Source organism: Streptomyces sp. NPDC048411 (genome assembly GCF_040704695.1).
GTDB lineage: Bacteria > Actinomycetota > Actinomycetes > Streptomycetales > Streptomycetaceae > Streptomyces.
Genome location: NZ_JBEZKL010000082.1, coordinates 14,271 through 32,309, shown reverse-complemented (window position 1 = coordinate 32,309; position 18,039 = coordinate 14,271). Strand labels below are relative to the sequence as shown.

Below are 18,039 nucleotides of genomic sequence, written 5' to 3'. Positions count from 1 at the left end.
CCGGCGACTTGAACGGTCGCCGGCATCAACCGGAACTTCGATGCGTTTGGGCCGGGCTGGCCAGACATCGTCATACCGCCATGACCTGCATGTTCACGTATTCACCAGGACTTTACAGTCACCCCGGGAACCGATACCTCGTGGGGGAATGTATTATTAAATCCTATTTTGCTGCCTTGATTTGCCGCCGATTGGAGAGACCCGTTGCAGCCTTGGAAGTTGATCGGTAGGATCAATTCCCAAGATTGTGAAACTGGAGGTTATTCATGGGTTTCATTCGTAAGTGTGCAGCTGTGGCAGTATCCCTGCCGCTCATAGCTGCCGCTGCAGTTGCGACGGCTTCTAATGCGGCAGCGGCTTCAGGAAACTATTGTGGCCCCAATTGCCTTGCCTTCACTTACAACAGCAACACGGCGGGCTCGCGCATCTACTTCTGGGGCACTGATGTTCCAGACCTGGCGCCTTACAAGTTCTTGACCTCAGGTGCCGGGCAGGGGCAGGCGCTTAAGAATAATGCGGCTTCCGCGTTGAATGATTCACCCAACCCTGCCACTATTTTCTACAACAGTAATTATGGCGGATCTTGCGACACCATTTCATGGTTCGGAATCGCAGACCGACTGCACAATACTTACAATAATAACGCGTCCTTCAAGCTCGGCTACAGCAATTCTAAGTGCTACCAGTTCTAACGGGGTTGCCGCAGCCATGCCTACGCAATTTTAGCGTAGGCATGGTTATCCGTGCATTGAAATATTTTGCGGGTAAGTACTGGAGTGGTTCACGGGTGAAAAATCACAATGCCGCGATTAGGCTGCACAGATTCTGGACGCCTGCGGCGTATACACTCACCTTCGCAGCCCTTGCCAGCTGCACCGCCGAGCCCAGTTTCCCTGAGGCCAGTACGGTCAAACCCAGGCCATCCATGAGTGCGACCAATTCAGTGGAATCCAACGCTTCGGTGGGCTATACGTTCAGACTTCCCATCGCGAAGTATTCCTACTCCGACTTGCAGATTGCCGAAATTAACGCCGCTGAGAATCTATTGACAGAGCGGTGCATGCGGAAATTTGGAATTGAGTATCGAGTTCCGCCAGCGCCTCGACAGACGTCGGGTTCCGACCGGAGGTACGGTCTGTCGAGCGCTGCTGACGCGGATCGATATGGCTACCACCTACCACCGAATCTCCCTGCGTACAATCCGGCACAGGATCTTGGTGTAGATGAAGCCTCCGTACTTCTCGGGGTTTCGGGCGGGACCGCTAAAACTAAAAAAATCACCTACCACGGAACGGAAGTTCCGGCGGGAGGTTGCTGGCGGACGGCCGCACGCTCACTGGCGTCAGGACATGAGGACAAAAACGCTGCCCAAGTGGCAAGCGATATCGCGTACCGCAGTTACCAGGAATCCGCCAATGACGCGCGAGTCCAGACTGCTGTCAGTGAATGGTCCTCTTGCATGAAGATCCATGGCTTTGATTACTCCAGCCCGATGGCCGCTCTGGGTGACTCGAAGTTTTTCGAGAAAAGGCTGTCCGCTGGCGAGATAAAGACAGCCAAGGCGGATATGGGATGCAAAAAGGAAACAAACTTGCTAAACGTCTGGTTCTCTATTGAATCGAGCATCCAAAGGGGAATGATCGTCAAGCAATCAAAAATACTGGAAAGACTTCATAACCTTCACTTGTCGAAAGTTGCCGCTGCCCAGAAAATTACATCCGGCAATCATTGATCAGAAGCTCAAATGGTTCTCTTCGGGGGTGTAGCGGGCGTGGGGGCCGCCGAAGTAGCCGCAGACGATCTGGGGCTGGCGTTCAGGGCTGATTCAGTCCGAGTGATCAGGTATGGCCGCTGGTCAGGGCATCGTGAAGGTGTCGTCGGTGCCCGTCACGAACGCATCGGAGCTCAGGTTGAACCAAGTCACGGTCTACCGGCCCGACGTGAATCTATGAGTTGCTGCTAGCGTCCTGCGCCGGAGATCCGTCGTTAGTTCCTGTATGGGCGATTCTTCGAGTGTGCCCGCACCGCGTCGTGGTCCGAAGCTGGAACCTTGGCCGACCACGCGTGGTCAAGGAGGCCGCCGCACCACTCGGTGCGGCGGCCCTCGCCGTTTCCACAGCCCCGTACGGCAGGATGTGCGGCATGCCAAGCGCAGAACACACAAGCGTGCACCAGGATCGGCCCGTCGTTCGGCCCACGCACCAGGACGAGGTCGCCGCGGCCGGCAGCGAGCTGATCGGCGGGCGGTCGGGGCTCTGGGCGCGACTCGGCTCTGGCCCCCTCACCCCTGTGCGTGTCGTCGCCCTGGTGGCGATCGGCATGTTCGCGCTCGGCATGGTGCAGAAAGTGCCCTGTTACAACTGGGCGTGGTTCAGGGGCGCCAGCTCGCAGTACACGCATGCGTGCTACTCCGACATTCCGCATCTTTTCGTCGGACGTGGTTTCGCGGACGGTCTCGTACCGTACTTCGACCGGCTGAGCGACACCATGCAGTACCTGGAGTACCCCGTCCTGACCGGGGTGTTCATGCAGGTCGCGGCCTGGCTGACGCCCGGCGGCTCCATCCAGTACCGCGAGCAGATGTACTGGATGGTCAACGCGGGCATGCTGATGATCTGCACCGCGGTCATGGCGGTGTGTGTCGCCCGTACGCACCGGCGCCGTCCGTGGGACGGACTGATGGTCGCTCTCGCGCCGGCCTTCGCGCTCACCGCGACGATCAACTGGGACCTGCTGGCCGTCGCGCTGACGGCCGCGGCCATGCTCATGTGGTCCCGGCAGCGGACGCTTGCCTTCGGCATCCTCATTGGCCTCGCCACAGCCGCGAAGCTCTACCCCGTACTCCTGCTGGGGCCGGTCTTCGTGCTCTGCTGGCGGGCCGGCAAATGGCGGGAGTTCTTCGTGGCGACACTCGGCGCGGCCGCATCATGGCTGGTGGTGAACCTGCCGGTGATGGTGTTCGCGCCCGAGGGATGGAAGAAGTTCTACACGTTCAGCCACGACCGGCCGCTCGACTTCGGCTCGTTCTGGCTGATCATCTCGCAGCGGACCGGCATTTCCATCCCGGTCGACACGGTGAACACCGCATCGACGCTGTTGATGCTCTTCTTCTGCGTATGCATCCTGGTGCTGACACTGATGGCTCCGCGCCGGCCCCGCTTCGCGCAGCTGGCCCTTCTTGTCGTCGCGGCGTTCATTCTCACCAACAAGGTCTACTCGCCGCAGTACGTGCTGTGGCTGATCCCCCTTGCCGCGCTGGCCAGGCCGCGGTGGCGGGACTTCCTGATCTGGCAGGCGTGCGAGGTCATGTACTTCCTCGGGATCTGGATGTACCTCGCGTACACGACCAGCGGTGACAAGCACCAGGGGCTGCCGACCGAGGGCTATCAGGTGGCGATCGCCCTGCACCTGCTGGGCACGCTCTACCTCTGCGCCGTCGTCGTACGGGACATTCTGATGCCGGAGCGGGACGTCGTACGCAGGGACGGTTCGGACGATCCGTCGGGCGGGGTGTTCGACGGTGCCGAGGACGTCTTCGTGCTGGGGCATGCGGCGGCGCATTCGCCGAGATACCCGGCACCCGCGGTCGAGGGGCCGCGGGTGGAGTGGGGTGCGGCGCACGGGCCGGTCACCGAGCGAACAGGGGCACATGGGCCGGCCGCGGACTGAACAGGGCCTCGCCAAGGGCGCGAAACCCTTGGCGAGGCCCGGTTCCCATCGGCCGTGGGGGCCGGTCGTGGTGCCGTTTGGCTTGGTGTTTAGTGCCCCAATCGGCAAGCTTTGCCCCTCGCGCCGCCCAGCACGCCCGCTCGCCGCGTTGGCCGAAAGCCCTGGTAGCTCCCTCTCAGCTCCGTTCGAGCAGGGGAGACCCCATCCCAAGGACGTCCGGCCGCCTGGCGATCGCACGCACTGGACGGCGCTCCTCATGGGGCACACATGGCCGGTCACGGCACTAGCGGTCGACGAGGCGGTCGAACTGGGTGGTCGTGTGGCGCAGATGGGCCACCAGCTCGTCGCCGACCTTCGGTTCCTGTGCGTCCGCGGGCACGAACAGGATCGACACCTGCATGTGGGGGGGCTCGGCGAACCAGCGCTGCTTGCCCGCCCAGACGAAGGGCGACAGATTCCGGTTGACGGTGGCCAGGCCCGCGCGGGCGACGCCCTTGGCGCGCGGCATCACGCCGTGCAGCGCCTTCGGGGCCTCCAGGCCCACGCCGTGCGACGTGCCGCCGGCGACGACCACCAGCCAGCCGTCGGAGGCGGCCTTCTGCTGGCGGTAGCCGAAGCGGTCCCCCTTGGCGACGCGCGTGACGTCGAGGACGGCACCCCGGTATTCCGTCGCGTCGTGGTCGCCGAGCCACAGCCGTGTGCCGATCCGGGCGCGGAAGCGGGTCTGCGGGAACTGCTGCTGCAGCCGGGCCTGTTCCTCGGCGCGCAGATGGCTGACGAACATGGTGTGCAGCGGCAGCCGGGCGGCGCGAAGGCGGTCCATCCAGCCGATGACCTCCTCGACCGCGTCCGAGCCGTCGGTGCGGTCCAGCGGCAGGTGCAGCGCGAAGCCTTCGAGACGTACGTCCTCGATGGCGGCGTGCAGCTGCCCCAGCTCCTCCTCCTTGACGCCGTGACGCTTCATCGAGCTCATGCACTCGATGACGACCCGGGCGCCCACCAGCGCGTGCACGCCGTCCACGGAGGAGACCGACCGGATGACGCGGTCGGGCAGTGGCACGGGCTCCTCACCCCGCCGGAACGGGGTGAGGACCAGCAGATCGCCGCTGAACCAGTCCTTTATGCGGGCTGCCTCGTAGGTGGTGCCGACGGCGAGAGTGTCGGAGCCGAAGCGGGTCGCCTCGTCTGCGAGTCGCTCGTGACCGAAGCCGTATCCGTTGCCCTTGCAGACCGGGACGAGCCCGGGGAACTGGTCGAGGACGGATTTCTGGTGCGCCCGCCAGCGCGCGGTGTCGACGTAGAGGGAGAGCGCCATGGCCGGTCCGGAACCTTTCTGGTGGCTGCGGTGTATCAGAGGTATGTGGAGCTTGTCGAAGTGTCTGAGCCTGTCGGCCTGCCTGCCGGCGGGCCTGCTGAAGCGCTCGTTGAAGCGGGTGATGCCGGTTTCGTCAGCGGCGCGACATGTACATGTCCAGCGCCTTGTGCAGCAGCTTGTTGAGCGGGAAGTCCCACTCGCCGACGTACTCGACGGCTTCGCCGCCGGTGCCGACCTTGAACTGGATCAGGCCGAAGAGGTGGTCGGTCTCGTCGAGCGAGTCGCTGATGCCGCGCAGGTCGTAGACAGTGGCGCCCATCGCGTAGGAATCGCGCAGCATCCGCCACTGCATGGCGTTCGAAGGCCGTACCTCGCGTCCGATGTTGTCGGACGCGCCGTACGAGTACCAGACGTGCCCACCGACGACGAGCATTGTCGCCGCGGAGAGGTTCACCCCGTTGTGGCGCGCGAAATACAGCCGCATGCGATTCGGGTCCTCGGAGTTGAGGACGGTCCACATGCGCTGGAAGTAGGAGAGGGGACGCGGCCTGAAGTGGTCGCGCACAGCGGTGATCTCGTACAGCCGCTGCCATTCGGCGAGGTCCTCGTAACCGCCCTGGACCACCTCGACACCGGCCTTCTCAGCCTTCTTGATGTTGCGCCGCCACAACTGGTTGAAGCCCTTGAGGACGTCTTCGAGCGAGCGGTTCGCCAGCGGCACCTGGAAGACGTAGCGCGGCTGCACGTCACCGAAGCCGGCGCCGCCGTCCTCGCCCTGCTGCCAGCCCATCTTCCGCAGCCGGTCCGAGACTTCGAAAGCGCGCGGCTCGATGTGCGTGGCCTCGACGTCGCGCAGGCGCTTCACGTCGGGGTCCTGGATACCGGACTTGATAGCGGCTGCGTCCCAGCGGCGGATGACGACCGGCGGTCCCATCTTCACCGAGAAGGCGCCCTGCTGCTTGAGATGCGCGAGCATCGGCTGCAGCCAGTCGTCGAGGTTCGGCGCGTACCAGTTGATGACCGGGCCCTCGGGGAGGTATGCGAGATACCGCTTGATCTTGGGGAGTTGGCGGTACAGCACCAGGGCGGCGCCCACGATCTCGCCGCTCTTGTCGAACCAGCCAAGGTTCTCCGAACGCCATTCGGTCTTCACGTCCGCCCACGCCGGGACCTGGCAGTGACTGGCCGACGGCAGACTCTGGATGTATGCCAGATGCTGCTCTCGGCTGATGGTCCTCAGGGTCAGGCTCATGCGGGGCGCTCCTCGGCAGGTGTGTCCCCATCGGTCAGGGGCTCCGGCTCTCGCGCCGAAGCCTACTGCGACCGGGGAGCGCGTCGTCTGGCCCTGTCGGACCTTCTCGGCCAGGTGGGTCCCGGCTGTCCGCCCCCGAGGGGCCTGGACGACCCTCTGAGGGGGTGCGGGTGGACGTGCCGGGACCGGCGTCCGGAGGCGTTCGGGACAGGCGCGGCTACAGGCCGCCGAAGAGCCCGCCGTGGGCCATTCCCAGGTAGAACCCGATGGCGGACGCGCCTATACCGAGGATCAGCGGGAACCTCTCGCGGGTGGTCACCGAGATGTACTGCCCGTATGCACCCGTGAGGATCCCGATGAGCCCGGCCCACGAGCTGAGCAGATGCAGGCTGTGGAACATCGCCGTCACGAAGGCGATAAGACCGAGGGCCACGGTTACCGCCACCAGAGTGTCCTGGAGGGGATGGGGTCTGCCGTCCGTGGCGAGAAGGGAAACGGGGGGGCGGGTTCGCATTGTCTGTGCCATGGAGTACCTCCTGGCCGAAAAGGCGGCGCATCGTGGCGTCGCTCACACCCGATGTGTACAGATTGCGTCTCCTGAGCACCGGATTTCAACCGGAAGCCGGTGTGCGGGTACTCTGTACGATCTGCACCGGTGTCTGCCCAGGCCAGCACGGCAGCCCTCCTCGGAAGGGGGCGTTGTCAGTGGCGGCTGTTTTACTTGGAGACACTGTTGCTTACGCATCACGACCCTCCTGCCACGGAACGACCGTGGCCGCTGAGTCCAAAGGAGGTGGGTTCCACATGCGTCACTACGAGGTGATGGTCATCCTCGACCCCGATCTCGAGGAGCGCGCTGTCTCCCCGCTGATCGAGAACTTCCTCTCCGTCGTCCGTGAGGGCAACGGAAAGGTTGAGAAGGTCGACACCTGGGGCCGTCGTCGTCTCGCTTACGAGATCAAGAAGAAGCCCGAGGGCATCTACTCGGTCATCGACCTGCAGGCCGAGCCTGCGGTCGTCAAGGAGCTCGACCGCCAGATGAACCTGAACGAGTCGGTCCTCCGGACCAAGGTCCTCCGTCCCGAGATCCACTGAGCACCTAGCTCAGCGGTCATCGGGTTCGAGTAGCAGCAAGCAGCCAGAAGCAATCCCCGCCGAGAGGTTCACCCATGGCAGGCGAGACCGTCATCACGGTCGTCGGCAATCTCGTCGACGACCCCGAGCTGCGCTTCACCCCGTCCGGTGCGGCGGTCGCGAAGTTCCGCGTCGCGTCCACTCCCCGCATCTTCGACCGGCAGACCAATGAGTGGAAGGACGGCGAAGGCCTGTTCCTCACCTGCTCGGTCTGGCGGCAGGCGGCGGAGAACGTCGCCGAGTCGCTCCAGCGAGGCATGCGCGTTGTCGTGCAGGGCCGGCTGAAGCAGCGGTCGTACGAAGACCGCGAAGGCGTGAAGCGCACGGTCTATGAGCTGGATGTCGAGGAAGTCGGCCCCAGCCTCAAGAGCGCCACGGCCAAGGTCACCAAGACCACGGGTCGCGGTGGCCAGGGCGGTCAGGGTGGTTACGGCGGCGGCCAGCAGGGCGGCGGCAACTGGGGCGGCGGTCCCGGTGGCGGCGGCCAGCAGGGCGGCGGCGGTGCTCCCGCTGACGACCCGTGGGCCACCGGCACGCCGGCCGGCGGCCAGCAGGGCGGGGGCCAGCAGGGCGGCGGAGGCGGTTGGGGCGGAAGCTCCGGCGGCTCCGGCGGCGGCTACTCGGACGAGCCTCCCTTCTAGGGCAGCTCGTACCCCCACTTCTTGATCACACAGGAGAAACACCATGGCGAAGCCGCCTGTGCGCAAGCCTAAGAAGAAGGTCTGCGCTTTCTGCAAGGACAAGACCCAGTACGTGGACTACAAGGACACGAACATGCTGCGGAAGTTCATTTCCGACCGCGGCAAGATCCGTGCCCGCCGCGTAACCGGCAACTGCACGCAGCACCAGCGTGACGTCGCCACGGCAGTCAAGAACAGCCGTGAGATGGCGCTGCTGCCCTACACGTCCACCGCGCGATAAGGGAAGGGTGACCGAATAATGAAGATCATCCTCACCCATGAGGTCTCCGGCCTCGGCGCTGCCGGCGACGTCGTCGAAGTCAAGGACGGGTACGCCCGCAACTACCTGGTTCCGCGTGGCTTTGCCATCCGCTGGACCAAGGGTGGCGAGAAGGACGTGGCGCAGATCCGCCGCGCCCGCAAGATCCACGAGATCGCGACGATCGAGCAGGCCAACGAGGTCAAGGCCAAGCTTGAGGCCGTGAAGGTTCGTCTGGCTGTTCGCTCCGGCGACGCCGGCCGTCTCTTCGGCTCCGTCACCCCGGCCGACATCGCTTCGGCGATCAAGGCTGCCGGTGGCCCGGACGTCGACAAGCGTCGCGTCGAGCTCGGCTCGCCGATCAAGACGCTTGGCGGTCACCAGGTGTCCGTGCGTCTGCACCCCGAGGTTGCGGCGAAGCTCGGCATCGAGGTCGTTGCTGCCTAAGGGCACAGCTCACCAGAGCAACTGAAGGGCCGCACCCCACGGGGTGCGGCCCTTTGTCGTTTCACGTGAAACAGGGTCGACGGCCGCTGCTCAGCGGGTGGCTCCGGTGACGATCCACTTACCCGAGCGTGTGCGCAGCCAGAGCGTCACCATGCGGACCGTCATCATCAGTGCCATCGCCCACCACAGAGCATTCAGTCCCCCGCCGTAGGTGGGCACGAGCAGGGCGACCGGGGCGAAGACGGCCAGGGTGATCAGCATGGCCCAGGCGAGGTACCGACCGTCTCCGGCGCCCATCAGCACGCCATCCAGGACGAAGACCACACCGGCGATCGGCTGGCACACGGCAACCACCAGCAAGGCGCGGAGCAGGGTGCTCTGCACGTCCTGGTCGCCGGTGAACAAGGGGATGAACAAGGGACGCGCGAGCACGATCAGTGTCCCGAGCACCACACCTGAGGCAATGCCCCACTGCACCATGCGGCGGCATGCCTCGCGTGCGCCCTCGGTGTCATTGGCTCCCAGGTAGCGGCCGATGATGGCTTGCCCAGCGATCGCAATGGCGTCGAGAGCGAAGGCCATCAGGCTCCACAAGGAGAGGATGATCTGGTGGGCGGCGATATCGGTGTCGCCGAGGCGTGCTGCGACGGCGGTGGCGATCATCAGGACGGCGCGCAGCGACAGCGTACGAACCAGCAGGGGGACGCCTGCCTGGGCACTGGCCCTGATCCCTGCCGTGTCGGGGCGCAACGATGCGCCGTGCCGGCGTGCTCCCCGCACCACCACGACCAGATAGGCCGAGGCCATGCCGACCTGGGCGATCACGGTGCCCCAGGCCGATCCGGCGATACCGAGACCGGCGCCGTAGACGAGCCCCGCGTTGAGGGCTCCGTTGGCCACGAAACCGCCGATGGCGACATACAGCGGGGTCCTGGTGTCCTGCAGGCCACGGAGCACGCCGGTAGAGGCCATGACTATGAGCATGGCGGGGATGCCGAGGCTGGAGATCCGTAGATAGGTGGTGGCGTACGGCGCGGCGGTGTCGGAGGCGCCGAAGACATCGACGAACCAGGAGGCAGAGGGCAGGGCCACGGCGATGACGGCGATGCCGAGGAGCAGTGCCAGCCAGATGCCGTCCATGCCCTGCCGTATTGCGGAGGCGAGATCGCCCGCGCCTACGCGTCGCGCGACCGCCGCCGTGGTGGCGTAGGCGAGGAAGACGAAAATGCTCACGGCGGTGGTCAGCAGAGCCGCGGCGACGCCCAGGCCGGCCAGTTGCGGTGTGCCGAGATGGCCGACGATGGCGCTGTCGACCATGACGAAGAGCGGCTCGGCGACGAGCGCGCCGAAGGCGGGGACGGCGAGTGCGACGATCTCACGATCGTGCCGTCGGCGGCTGGAATATGAGGTCGCGGTGGCCTGGGGCATGAGGGTCAATCTAATCTTCCACAGGTAACAGATGCAATGCTGTGTCAGTCCTTACATTTACTGGTGCTGAGTGTTCTCCTGTGTGCGATTTGCCGTGATCTTGTGCCGACTCGGAAAGTTTTTCTCCCCCACAGGCCGTGGATGGAGAAATCCCAGGTCAGGGCTGTGGTCGGGGCGGCGTTATGAGTTTGTCCACAGTGCTGTCCCCTGCTCCGTGCACAGGTTCTGCGGAGTTCTCCACAGCATCTGGTCCGTCGTCCACATGCCCTGTGGATAACCAGATTGGCTGACGGTGCAGCGAGGCCTACCGTGGACCGGCGCCCACACCCCGTTTCAGCCCTGGAATCCCGCAGAACTCGACGTGCCGGAACCGGAGTCGAGCGTCTTGTTTGTCGGTGCTGTGCCGTAAGAAAGAGTGGCACGGCGAAGGTCCGCGGAGCGGACGGGAGGAGGTGGCACGGTGAGCATTCCCGAGCCTTTGGACGACCCCTGGGCCGACACTGGTCCCAGTGACCGTCTGCCCGTTACCCGCCAGCGTCGCGGCGAAGGTCGGGACCGCGGCGAGCAGCACGACCGCGGCAGGGAGAGCGGCGGCTGGGACGGCGGCTCGCCCGGATTCGAGCGCGTGCCCCCTCAGGACCTCGATGCCGAGCAGTCGGTCCTCGGCGGCATGCTCCTCTCCAAGGACGCCATTGCCGACGTCGTGGAAATCATCAAGGGGCACGACTTCTACCGCCCCGCCCACGAGACCGTCTTCCAGGCGATCCTCGACCTCTACGCCAAGGGCGAGCCCGCCGACCCGATCACGGTCGCGGCCGAGCTGGTCAAGCGCGGCGCGATCACCAAGGTGGGCGGCGCCCCCTATCTGCACACCCTCGTCCAGTCCGTGCCGACCGCGGCCAACGCCTCGTACTACGCGGAGATCGTCCACGAGCGGGCGGTCCTGCGACGGCTTGTCGAGGCGGGCACGAAGATCACACAGATGGGATATGCGGCCGACGGTGACGTCGACGAGATCGTCAACTCGGCACAGGCCGAGATCTACGCCGTCACGGAGCAGCGCACCAGCGAGGACTATCTGCCGCTGGGCGACATCATGGAGGGCGCGCTCGACGAGATCGAGGCGATCGGTTCGCGCTCCGGCGAGATGACCGGCGTACCGACCGGCTTCACCGACTTCGACGCCCTGACCAACGGTCTGCACCCGGGCCAGATGATCGTCATTGCGGCGCGTCCGGCCATGGGTAAGTCCACGCTGGCCCTGGACTTCGCGCGGGCCGCGTCGATCAAGAACAACCTCCCGAGCGTGATCTTCTCCCTCGAAATGGGCCGCAACGAAATTGCGATGCGACTGTTGTCCGCCGAGGCGCGGGTGGCTCTGCACCACATGCGTTCCGGCACGATGACCGACGAGGACTGGACGCGGCTGGCCCGCCGGATGCCGGACGTCTCGGCCGCGCCGCTCTACATCGACGATTCGCCGAACCTGTCGATGATGGAGATCCGGGCGAAGTGCCGTCGGCTGAAACAGCGGAACGACATCAAGCTGGTGATCATCGACTATCTGCAGCTGATGCAGTCCGGTGGCTCTAAGCGTGCCGAGAGCCGTCAGCAGGAGGTCTCGGACATGTCCCGAAACCTCAAGTTGCTGGCCAAGGAGCTGGAGCTCCCGGTCATCGCGCTGTCCCAGCTGAACCGTGGTCCGGAGCAGCGGACGGACAAGAAGCCGATGGTCTCCGACCTTCGCGAATCCGGCTCCATCGAGCAGGACGCCGACATGGTGATCCTGCTGCACCGCGAGGATGCGTATGAGAAGGAGTCCCCGCGGGCGGGCGAGGCGGACCTGATGGTGGCCAAGCACCGTAACGGCCCGACGGCGACGATCACTGTGGCATTCCAGGGCCACTACTCACGCTTCGTGGACATGGCGCAGACCTAGAGGGTGTCTGTAGGTTCTTAAATCTCGTGTCATTTTCTCAGCCGCCGTGTCATGTGGATGGCATTTATGACATCTCCGTGAGACAGCACAGGTCAGCGGCAAGGAAATGACACGGAGCTGAGACGCCAGCGGGTGACACGGAGTGAGACGCCCGAAGGACGCCCACGTCAGAGGCCCGGCAGATGACACGGGCCGCGAGAACCTACATGCCTGTAGGGACTCCGAGTCGATCAGCCCTGTGCTCGGCTCCACCTTGCGGCCGTCAGCTTCGCGGACCTGACCACGCAGGGCATCGTGGACCCGCTCGACTGCCCCGTCATCGTGCCTACACGGTGGGCCACAGCAGGAAGTCCTTCGGAAGCTGCCGCCAAGCACACGCGGTCCGCACAACGTAGAAGATCGCATCCACGATCCGCCGCCTGGGATGCTTCTCCCGCCGACCGCCCTTCGGGCCCACCCTCGCAGACGGCAGCAACGGCTCAACCAACGCCCACCAGGTATCCGTCAAGACCGACGGATACCCGCCCCCCACAGCACTCACGTGGAGCTCAACGCTCGCCCAGGCCACAGGACACGGCAGATCTCAAACGCGAGGAAGCAACTCGGGTGAAACATCCCGCCGCCCCCACCGCATCTAAATGGTGTAGGCGACGAGGCAAGGGGAGGGCGGCGGATGAGACGGCCCAGGAGAGCGCCTTCCGGGAGTTCGCGGCGGCCCGCATGGGGCATCTCTTCCGTTCGGCGTGCCTGTTGACCAGCGGAGACACCCATCTCGCCGAGGATCTGGTGCAGGAGACGCTCGGGCGGATGTATGTGGTGTGGGGTCGGTCGTCGAAGCTCGGCAATCCGGCGGCGTACGCGCAGACCGTTCTTGTGCGTGTCTTTTTGGCGCACCAGCGGCGGCGTTCGGCGGGAGAGCGGCCGAGCGACAAGATTCCCGACGTCTCGGAGACGGCCGCGCAGGGTGACGCCTCGCTGCGGCTCATGCTCCTGGACGCGCTGCGGAAGCTGCCGGCGAAGGACCGGGCGGTGGTCGTGCTGCGGTACTGGGAGGACCGGTCCGTCACGGAGACTGCGGACGTTCTCAACGTCAGCTCCGCAGCCGTACGCACCCGCAGCACCCGTGCACTCGCCCGGCTGAGGGTGCAACTGGGCGGCAGCATCGGAGAGTTCGCCGCGCACTGATCAGTCCGACTGACTATTACGAGAAATGGTGGTGGTTTGGCATGTCTGGAACGCAGGAGGACCTGGACGCGTTCGAAGGCGGGCTCGGTGACGCGCTACGCCGCACCGGGGAGGACTTCTCCGTGGAGGGACGCCCGCTGGTGGACGGCGGCGTCATGCGCGGCCGGCGGGGGCTGCGGCGCAGGCGGGTCGCGGCCATGACTGGCAGCGTTGCGGCGCTCGCCATCGTGGGGTTCGGGGCGTCGTACACCACAGGGGCGTTCGGCGGCGGCTCGGGGCAGGGCGGGGCGAGCGTGGCTGCGCAGCCGAAGGTGCAGGAGACCGGCCCTTCGACGAAGTCGTCGCCCGGCAAGGGGCCGCAGCTCTCGGCGCAGCAGGTGATCGGGAGGTTGGAGGGGCTGCTGCCGGAGGGGAAGGTCAGCGGGCAGACAGGGCGCGGTACGGCCAACCGGTTCGGGCCATCGGCGCACCTCGTCTTCGACGATGGCAAGGGCAAAGCTGCGATCGACGTGAGCGTCGGCGCCATCGACCCGGACGGCACGGCAGCGGAGCAGCAGCTCGAATGCCCCGACAAGACCTTCGGGCTGTACGATTCCTGCCGGAATGAGACGCTTGCCGATGGTTCGCGCCTGATGGTGTTGCGCGGGTACGAATACCCTGACAAGCGCGTGGACACCAAGTGGTGGCACGCCTATCTCGTGACCCCCGACGGATACAGGGTCGATGCCAGCGAGTGGAACGCGCCTGCAGAGAAGGGCGCCGCCGTTTCACGGGCCGAACCCCCGCTCACTGTTGGGCAGTTGAAGGGACTCGTCATCTCCGACGAGTGGCGGCCCGTGATGAACGCTCTGGGAAAGGCGGCCCCGGAGCCGGTACGGCAGCCGCCGGCGCAGGGGCAGGACGGCCAGGCGATCCTGAGGAAGCTCAAGTCGCTGCTGCCCGTGTCCGCGAAGGTAGCCTCCGGGCGCGGTGACGGCGGATACGCGTACGTCGTCGTGAATGACGGCAAGGGCGCGAGCCTGGTGCAGATCAACGTGCAGCCGAACATGTCGGACGTGGAGGGGGAGCTCTTCGGGTCCGGGGCGGAGGTGCTGCCGGACGGGACGAAGGTCGTTACGCATCAGGGCCCGGGCGAGAAGGGCGGCGCGGGCGTGGTGATGTGGACCGCCGACACCATCCGTACGGACGGCCTCCGGGTCGTGGTGTCCGCGTTCAACTCCGGGTCGCAGAACGCGAAGGCCACACGGCAGACACCCGCGCTGACCATGCAGCAGCTGAAGTCGATCGCCACGAGCGGGAAGTGGGCCGGAAAGTAGGGCCGTAGGCAACGCACCTGCTCCTTCCGGTAGTTCGGGAGGCGGTTCACCCTTCGCGGTGGCCGCCTCCCTCTTCGTGTTGCGTAGGTGAGCGTTGCGCGGCGCTGTCACCTTGCCCGGGCTTCCTCGCAGCCACTGTCGCAAACCGTCGCCACCCTGCTGGACGACACCGGAGCGCCTGCAGTTGGTACACCCGCGCGTACGCCGGCGCACAGCGTCCCCGCACACCCGGAGAAGCAGGCTGCTGCGCCCCGCAGCGTAGCGTCGCGCACTGCCCGTCAGCCGAACCCGCATGCCCGGGTTCGGCCGACGTCGTTCGCAGGAGGTCCGGCAAAGAACCGCTGGTCAGCGGGACGGCCGGTGTCACGAGCCGCGAGATCCTACAGTCCTTGTAGCAAAACAGCCGTGCCCCGGCCAAGCCCGAGCAAAACGGCCGGAGTATTGGCTCGTGTGCGAGCACCGCCCGCACCAGGCGGGCACCTGCTTGGTCCAGGTCACCACGTCGTGCCCGGCGACGCGCACCGTCCCGGCGTTGGCTTTCATCAACGTCGTCAGGACGTTCACCGTCGTCGTCTCGCCCGCCCCGTTCGGGCCGAGCATGGGAAAGCCGATCCCGCGGCAATTTCGAAGTCGATGCCGTCGAGTACGACTTTGTCGCCATATGCCTTGCGCAGCCCTGAAACTGCGATTGCCGACTTTTCATGCCTCCACCGTCTCCAGCGGGGCTGTCACCCACCTGTCACCCCCTAACACGACAACTGACACGGCGTTCCGACCTCGGAACCGCACGCTGAGGAAAAGAACATGCACCACGGGATCAAGGCACTGACACGGTGCTGGAACGGCGCATGAAGCCGCAGGTCACTTGAGATGACGCTGAATCACGTGATGGAACCTACAGTCCTGTGGGATCCCGAAAAAAAGTGCCTGCTGGTTGACCTCGCCGACGGTGAAGCAGTCGTCCTGGCCGTCGATCAGGGCCAGGTCGGCCCAGCCGCGCCCGATCAGTGCGCGGCGGCCCTGCGCGCGGATCGCCTCGACGGCCGCCCGGGCGATGTCCGTTGATGCGCGCATGGGCATGCTGCCGAAGCCCACGTACACCGGTGGTGTGCCGGCGTCCAGGAACGCCACCAGCTCGGCCGGGAGCAGGCGTCCGTCCGCCCGACGTCAGGAGCTCGTGAGGATGACGAGTTGCTGGGTCGCTCGGGTCATCGCGACATAGCGGTCGACCGCTCCTTCGATGCCCTTGCCGAATGCCTCTGGGTCGATGAGGACGACCAGGTCGAACTCGAGCCCCTTCGACAGCTCCGGGGTCAGTGACCGTACGCGGGACGTCGTCCGGAATGTGGGATCGCCGATGACGCAGGCGATCCCGTCGGCATGTGCGGCGAGCCAGGTGTCGAGGATCGAGCTCAGATCCGAAGCAGATCCGTGTACGACGGGGACGTCGCTGCTGCGGATGGAGGTCGGCACGTTGGCGTCCGGGAGCACGGCCCGGATGACCGGCTCGGCTTCCGCCATGATTTCTTCCGGCGTGCGGTAGTTGATGCTCAGGGAGGCCAGGCTGATCCGGTCGAGCCCGATCCGTTCGAGCCGTTCCTGCCACGCCTCCGTGAACCCGTGCCTGGCCTGGGCGCGATCCCCGACGATGGTGAAGCTCCGAGACGGGCACCGGAGCAGCAACATCTGCCACTCTGCGTCGGTCAGTTCCTGAGCCTCGTCCACGACGATGTGCGCGAACGGGCCGGCGAGCAGGTCCGGTTCGGTGCCGGGCAGTGCGGTCTCGTCGACCAGGGTGTCCTGTATGTCCTGTCCGCGCAGCATCGTCACCGCACCTTCACCGTCGTCATCGGCCTCAAGCAGGGCGTCGACGACCTTGGCCATGTGCTCGCGTTCGGCGGCGACAGAGGCTTTGTGTCGACGTTTACGCCGCGACGCCTCCGGGTCGCCGAGCCGCTGCCGTGCTGCGTCCAGGAGCGGCAGGTCGGACACCGTCCAGGCCTGGGCGTCCCCGCGCTGCAGCTGTGACACGTCCTCGGGGCTGAGCCAAGGAGCGCACTTGCGCAGGTAGGCGGGTACCGACCACAGGTCTCCGACGAGGTCAGCCGCTTCGAGCAGCGGCCACGCGCGGTCGAAGGTCGTGAGCAGCTCCCCGTTCTGCAGCAGCGACTTGCGGAGCAGGTCGGCCGAGACGTCGCCGTCGTGCTTGTCCACCAGGATCGTGAGCAGCTCCTCCCAGATCTGGTCGCGCGCCTCGTTGTGCGGAGTACCGGGTTCTGCCGCTTCGAACGCCACGGCCCAATCGTCGGCGTCCAGCCGGATGTCGGACCAGTGGGTCGTGATCGTCATCCCCTTGGTGGGCGGCTCCTCGTAGAACCTGACAGCCGTCTCGATCGCCTTCACCAGGTTCGCGGACGACTTCAGGAGGGCCACGTTCGGGTCGGCCTCGATCGCTGCTGCGGCTCCCTCGGCGACGAGGTCCCGCAGGGTGCAGGTCTGCACGCCCTCCTCTCCGAGGCTGGGGAGGACGTCGGCGACGTAGCCCAGGTAGGGCTGGTGCGGACCGACGAACAGCACGCCGCCCCGGCGGTGACCGAGGCGAGGGTCGGAGTAGAGGAGGTAGGCGGAGCGGTGCAGAGCGACGACGGTCTTTCCCGTACCAGGACCGCCGTCGACGACGAGAGCGCCGCGGGATCCCGCGCGGATGATGGCGTCCTGGTCGGCCTGGATGGTGCCGAGCACGTCTCGCATCCGTGTCGACCGGTTGCTGCCCAGGCTGGCGATGAAGGCGGACTGGTCGTCGAGCGCGGCGTGCCCGGCAAACCCGTCCGAGGTGAACACCTCGTCCCAGTAGTCGCTGATCCGGCCGCGGGTCCAGCGGTACCTGCGGCGGCTTGCCAGACCCATCGGGTTGGCGTGGGTGGCTCCGAAGAACGGCTCGACCGCGGGGGAGCGCCAGTCGAGCAGCAGCCGACGACCCGCGCTGTCCGTAAGGCCGAGTCGTCCGACGTACACGGGCTCGGGGTCGTCTGCGCTGACCATGTGTCCGAGGCACAGGTCCAAACCGAAGCGGCGCAGTGCGCGCAGGCGAGCGGTCAGCCGGTGGACCTCTGTGTCCCGGTCCATTGCCTGTCGGCCGATGCCGCCGGGCGCCTTGCGCTCGGCGTCGAGGCGGTCGGTCAGCTCGGCGATCGACTGCTCGAGGCACTCCGCGATGGCTGCGAAGTGCTGCTCATCACCGGCGATCAGCGTCGGATCGGCCTTGGGGGAGAGGTGGACGGGAAGGTCGAACGCGCTGGTGGTCAGGGGGTTCACTCATCAGCTCCGATCTGAGGCCGCTTGCAACCGTTGCGCGCGGCGAGGGGTCTGGTCCGCTGTGACGAACCTGGTGGCCATGACGAGCAACGCTCCGCCT

15 protein-coding genes and 3 pseudogenes are annotated in these 18,039 nt (G+C 65.8%); 10 read left to right on the top strand and 8 right to left on the bottom strand.

The genetic code is table 11. The annotated features are described in order from the left end of the window. Positions 1-266 precede the first annotated feature (266 nt). The 3 genes from AB0915_RS25495 (at position 267) to AB0915_RS25485 (ending at position 3,669) form a co-directional block, all read left to right on the top strand. Entirely contained in the window at positions 267-692 is a 426-nt protein-coding gene (locus tag AB0915_RS25495) for a peptidase inhibitor family I36 protein (RefSeq protein ID WP_366693281.1), read from the top strand. Positions 693-733: 41 nt separating this feature from the next. Continuing rightward, positions 734-1,732, top strand: a complete 999-nt coding sequence (locus AB0915_RS25490; RefSeq protein WP_366693280.1) for a hypothetical protein — start codon at positions 734-736, stop codon at positions 1,730-1,732. A gap of 410 nt (positions 1,733-2,142) precedes the next feature. Continuing rightward, positions 2,143-3,669, top strand: coding sequence for a glycosyltransferase 87 family protein (locus AB0915_RS25485; RefSeq protein WP_366693279.1), 1,527 nt, complete (start codon positions 2,143-2,145; stop codon positions 3,667-3,669). A gap of 283 nt (positions 3,670-3,952) precedes the next feature. On the opposite strand, the gene AB0915_RS25480 is transcribed toward AB0915_RS25485, so the two are convergent. From AB0915_RS25480 to AB0915_RS25470, 3 genes are all read right to left on the bottom strand, one after another. Further along, positions 3,953-4,984, bottom strand: coding sequence for an alanine racemase (locus AB0915_RS25480; RefSeq protein WP_366693278.1), 1,032 nt, complete (start codon positions 4,982-4,984; stop codon positions 3,953-3,955). 133 nt (positions 4,985-5,117) lie between these two features. Beyond that, on the bottom strand, positions 5,118-6,236 hold the full coding sequence (locus AB0915_RS25475; protein ID WP_366693277.1) for a peptidoglycan bridge formation glycyltransferase FemA/FemB family protein: 1,119 nt from the start codon (positions 6,234-6,236) through the stop codon (positions 5,118-5,120). Positions 6,237-6,453: 217 nt separating this feature from the next. Continuing rightward, positions 6,454-6,762: a hypothetical protein gene (locus tag AB0915_RS25470; RefSeq protein WP_366693276.1), complete on the bottom strand. Its 309-nt coding sequence runs from the start codon at positions 6,760-6,762 to the stop codon at positions 6,454-6,456. Positions 6,763-7,040: 278 nt separating this feature from the next. Between AB0915_RS25470 and rpsF the strand changes: the two genes are divergently transcribed. The 4 genes from rpsF (at position 7,041) to rplI (ending at position 8,756) form a co-directional block, all read left to right on the top strand. After that, a complete protein-coding gene (gene rpsF / locus AB0915_RS25465; protein ID WP_015609864.1) occupies positions 7,041-7,331 on the top strand; it encodes a 30S ribosomal protein S6 in 291 nt (96 codons plus the stop codon). A gap of 74 nt (positions 7,332-7,405) precedes the next feature. Further along, positions 7,406-8,011 (top strand): single-stranded DNA-binding protein, encoded by a 606-nt coding sequence (locus AB0915_RS25460; protein ID WP_366693275.1) that lies wholly within the window; start codon positions 7,406-7,408, stop codon positions 8,009-8,011. Between the two features lie 43 nt (positions 8,012-8,054). Beyond that, on the top strand, positions 8,055-8,291 hold the full coding sequence (gene rpsR, locus AB0915_RS25455) for a 30S ribosomal protein S18 (RefSeq protein WP_003967857.1): 237 nt from the start codon (positions 8,055-8,057) through the stop codon (positions 8,289-8,291). Between the two features lie 18 nt (positions 8,292-8,309). Next, a complete protein-coding gene (gene rplI / locus AB0915_RS25450) occupies positions 8,310-8,756 on the top strand; it encodes a 50S ribosomal protein L9 (protein WP_358856630.1) in 447 nt (148 codons plus the stop codon). 90 nt (positions 8,757-8,846) lie between these two features. Here rplI and AB0915_RS25445 read toward each other — a convergent pair whose 3' ends face one another. Then, positions 8,847-10,184 (bottom strand): MATE family efflux transporter, encoded by a 1,338-nt coding sequence (locus tag AB0915_RS25445; RefSeq protein WP_366693274.1) that lies wholly within the window; start codon positions 10,182-10,184, stop codon positions 8,847-8,849. A gap of 478 nt (positions 10,185-10,662) precedes the next feature. On the opposite strand from AB0915_RS25445, the gene dnaB reads away from it, so the two are divergent. Next, on the top strand, positions 10,663-12,123 hold the full coding sequence (gene dnaB / locus AB0915_RS25440; RefSeq protein ID WP_327249482.1) for a replicative DNA helicase: 1,461 nt from the start codon (positions 10,663-10,665) through the stop codon (positions 12,121-12,123). A gap of 325 nt (positions 12,124-12,448) precedes the next feature. Here dnaB and AB0915_RS25435 read toward each other — a convergent pair whose 3' ends face one another. Then, positions 12,449-12,655 carry a transposase gene (locus AB0915_RS25435; protein ID WP_366693283.1) on the bottom strand — a complete coding sequence of 69 codons (207 nt, stop codon included), beginning with the start codon at positions 12,653-12,655 and terminating at the stop codon, positions 12,449-12,451. 149 nt (positions 12,656-12,804) lie between these two features. Here AB0915_RS25435 and AB0915_RS25430 point away from each other — a divergent pair. After that, positions 12,805-13,308, top strand: a pseudogene (locus tag AB0915_RS25430) (SigE family RNA polymerase sigma factor); the annotation flags it as partial. 41 nt (positions 13,309-13,349) lie between these two features. Beyond that, entirely contained in the window at positions 13,350-14,624 is a 1,275-nt protein-coding gene (locus AB0915_RS25425; RefSeq protein ID WP_366693273.1) for a hypothetical protein, read from the top strand. A gap of 498 nt (positions 14,625-15,122) precedes the next feature. On the opposite strand, the pseudogene AB0915_RS25420 reads toward AB0915_RS25425, so the two are convergent. From AB0915_RS25420 to helR, 3 genes and pseudogenes are all read right to left on the bottom strand, one after another. Further along, a pseudogene (locus tag AB0915_RS25420) lies at positions 15,123-15,313 on the bottom strand (ATP-binding cassette domain-containing protein); the annotation flags it as partial. A gap of 229 nt (positions 15,314-15,542) precedes the next feature. After that, positions 15,543-15,782: pseudogene (locus AB0915_RS25415) on the bottom strand (glycosyltransferase); the annotation flags it as partial. A 9-nt stretch (positions 15,783-15,791) separates the two neighbouring features. Beyond that, on the bottom strand, positions 15,792-17,939 hold the full coding sequence (helR, locus tag AB0915_RS25410; RefSeq protein ID WP_366693272.1) for an RNA polymerase recycling motor ATPase HelR: 2,148 nt from the start codon (positions 17,937-17,939) through the stop codon (positions 15,792-15,794). Between the last annotated feature and the right edge of the window lie 100 nt (positions 17,940-18,039).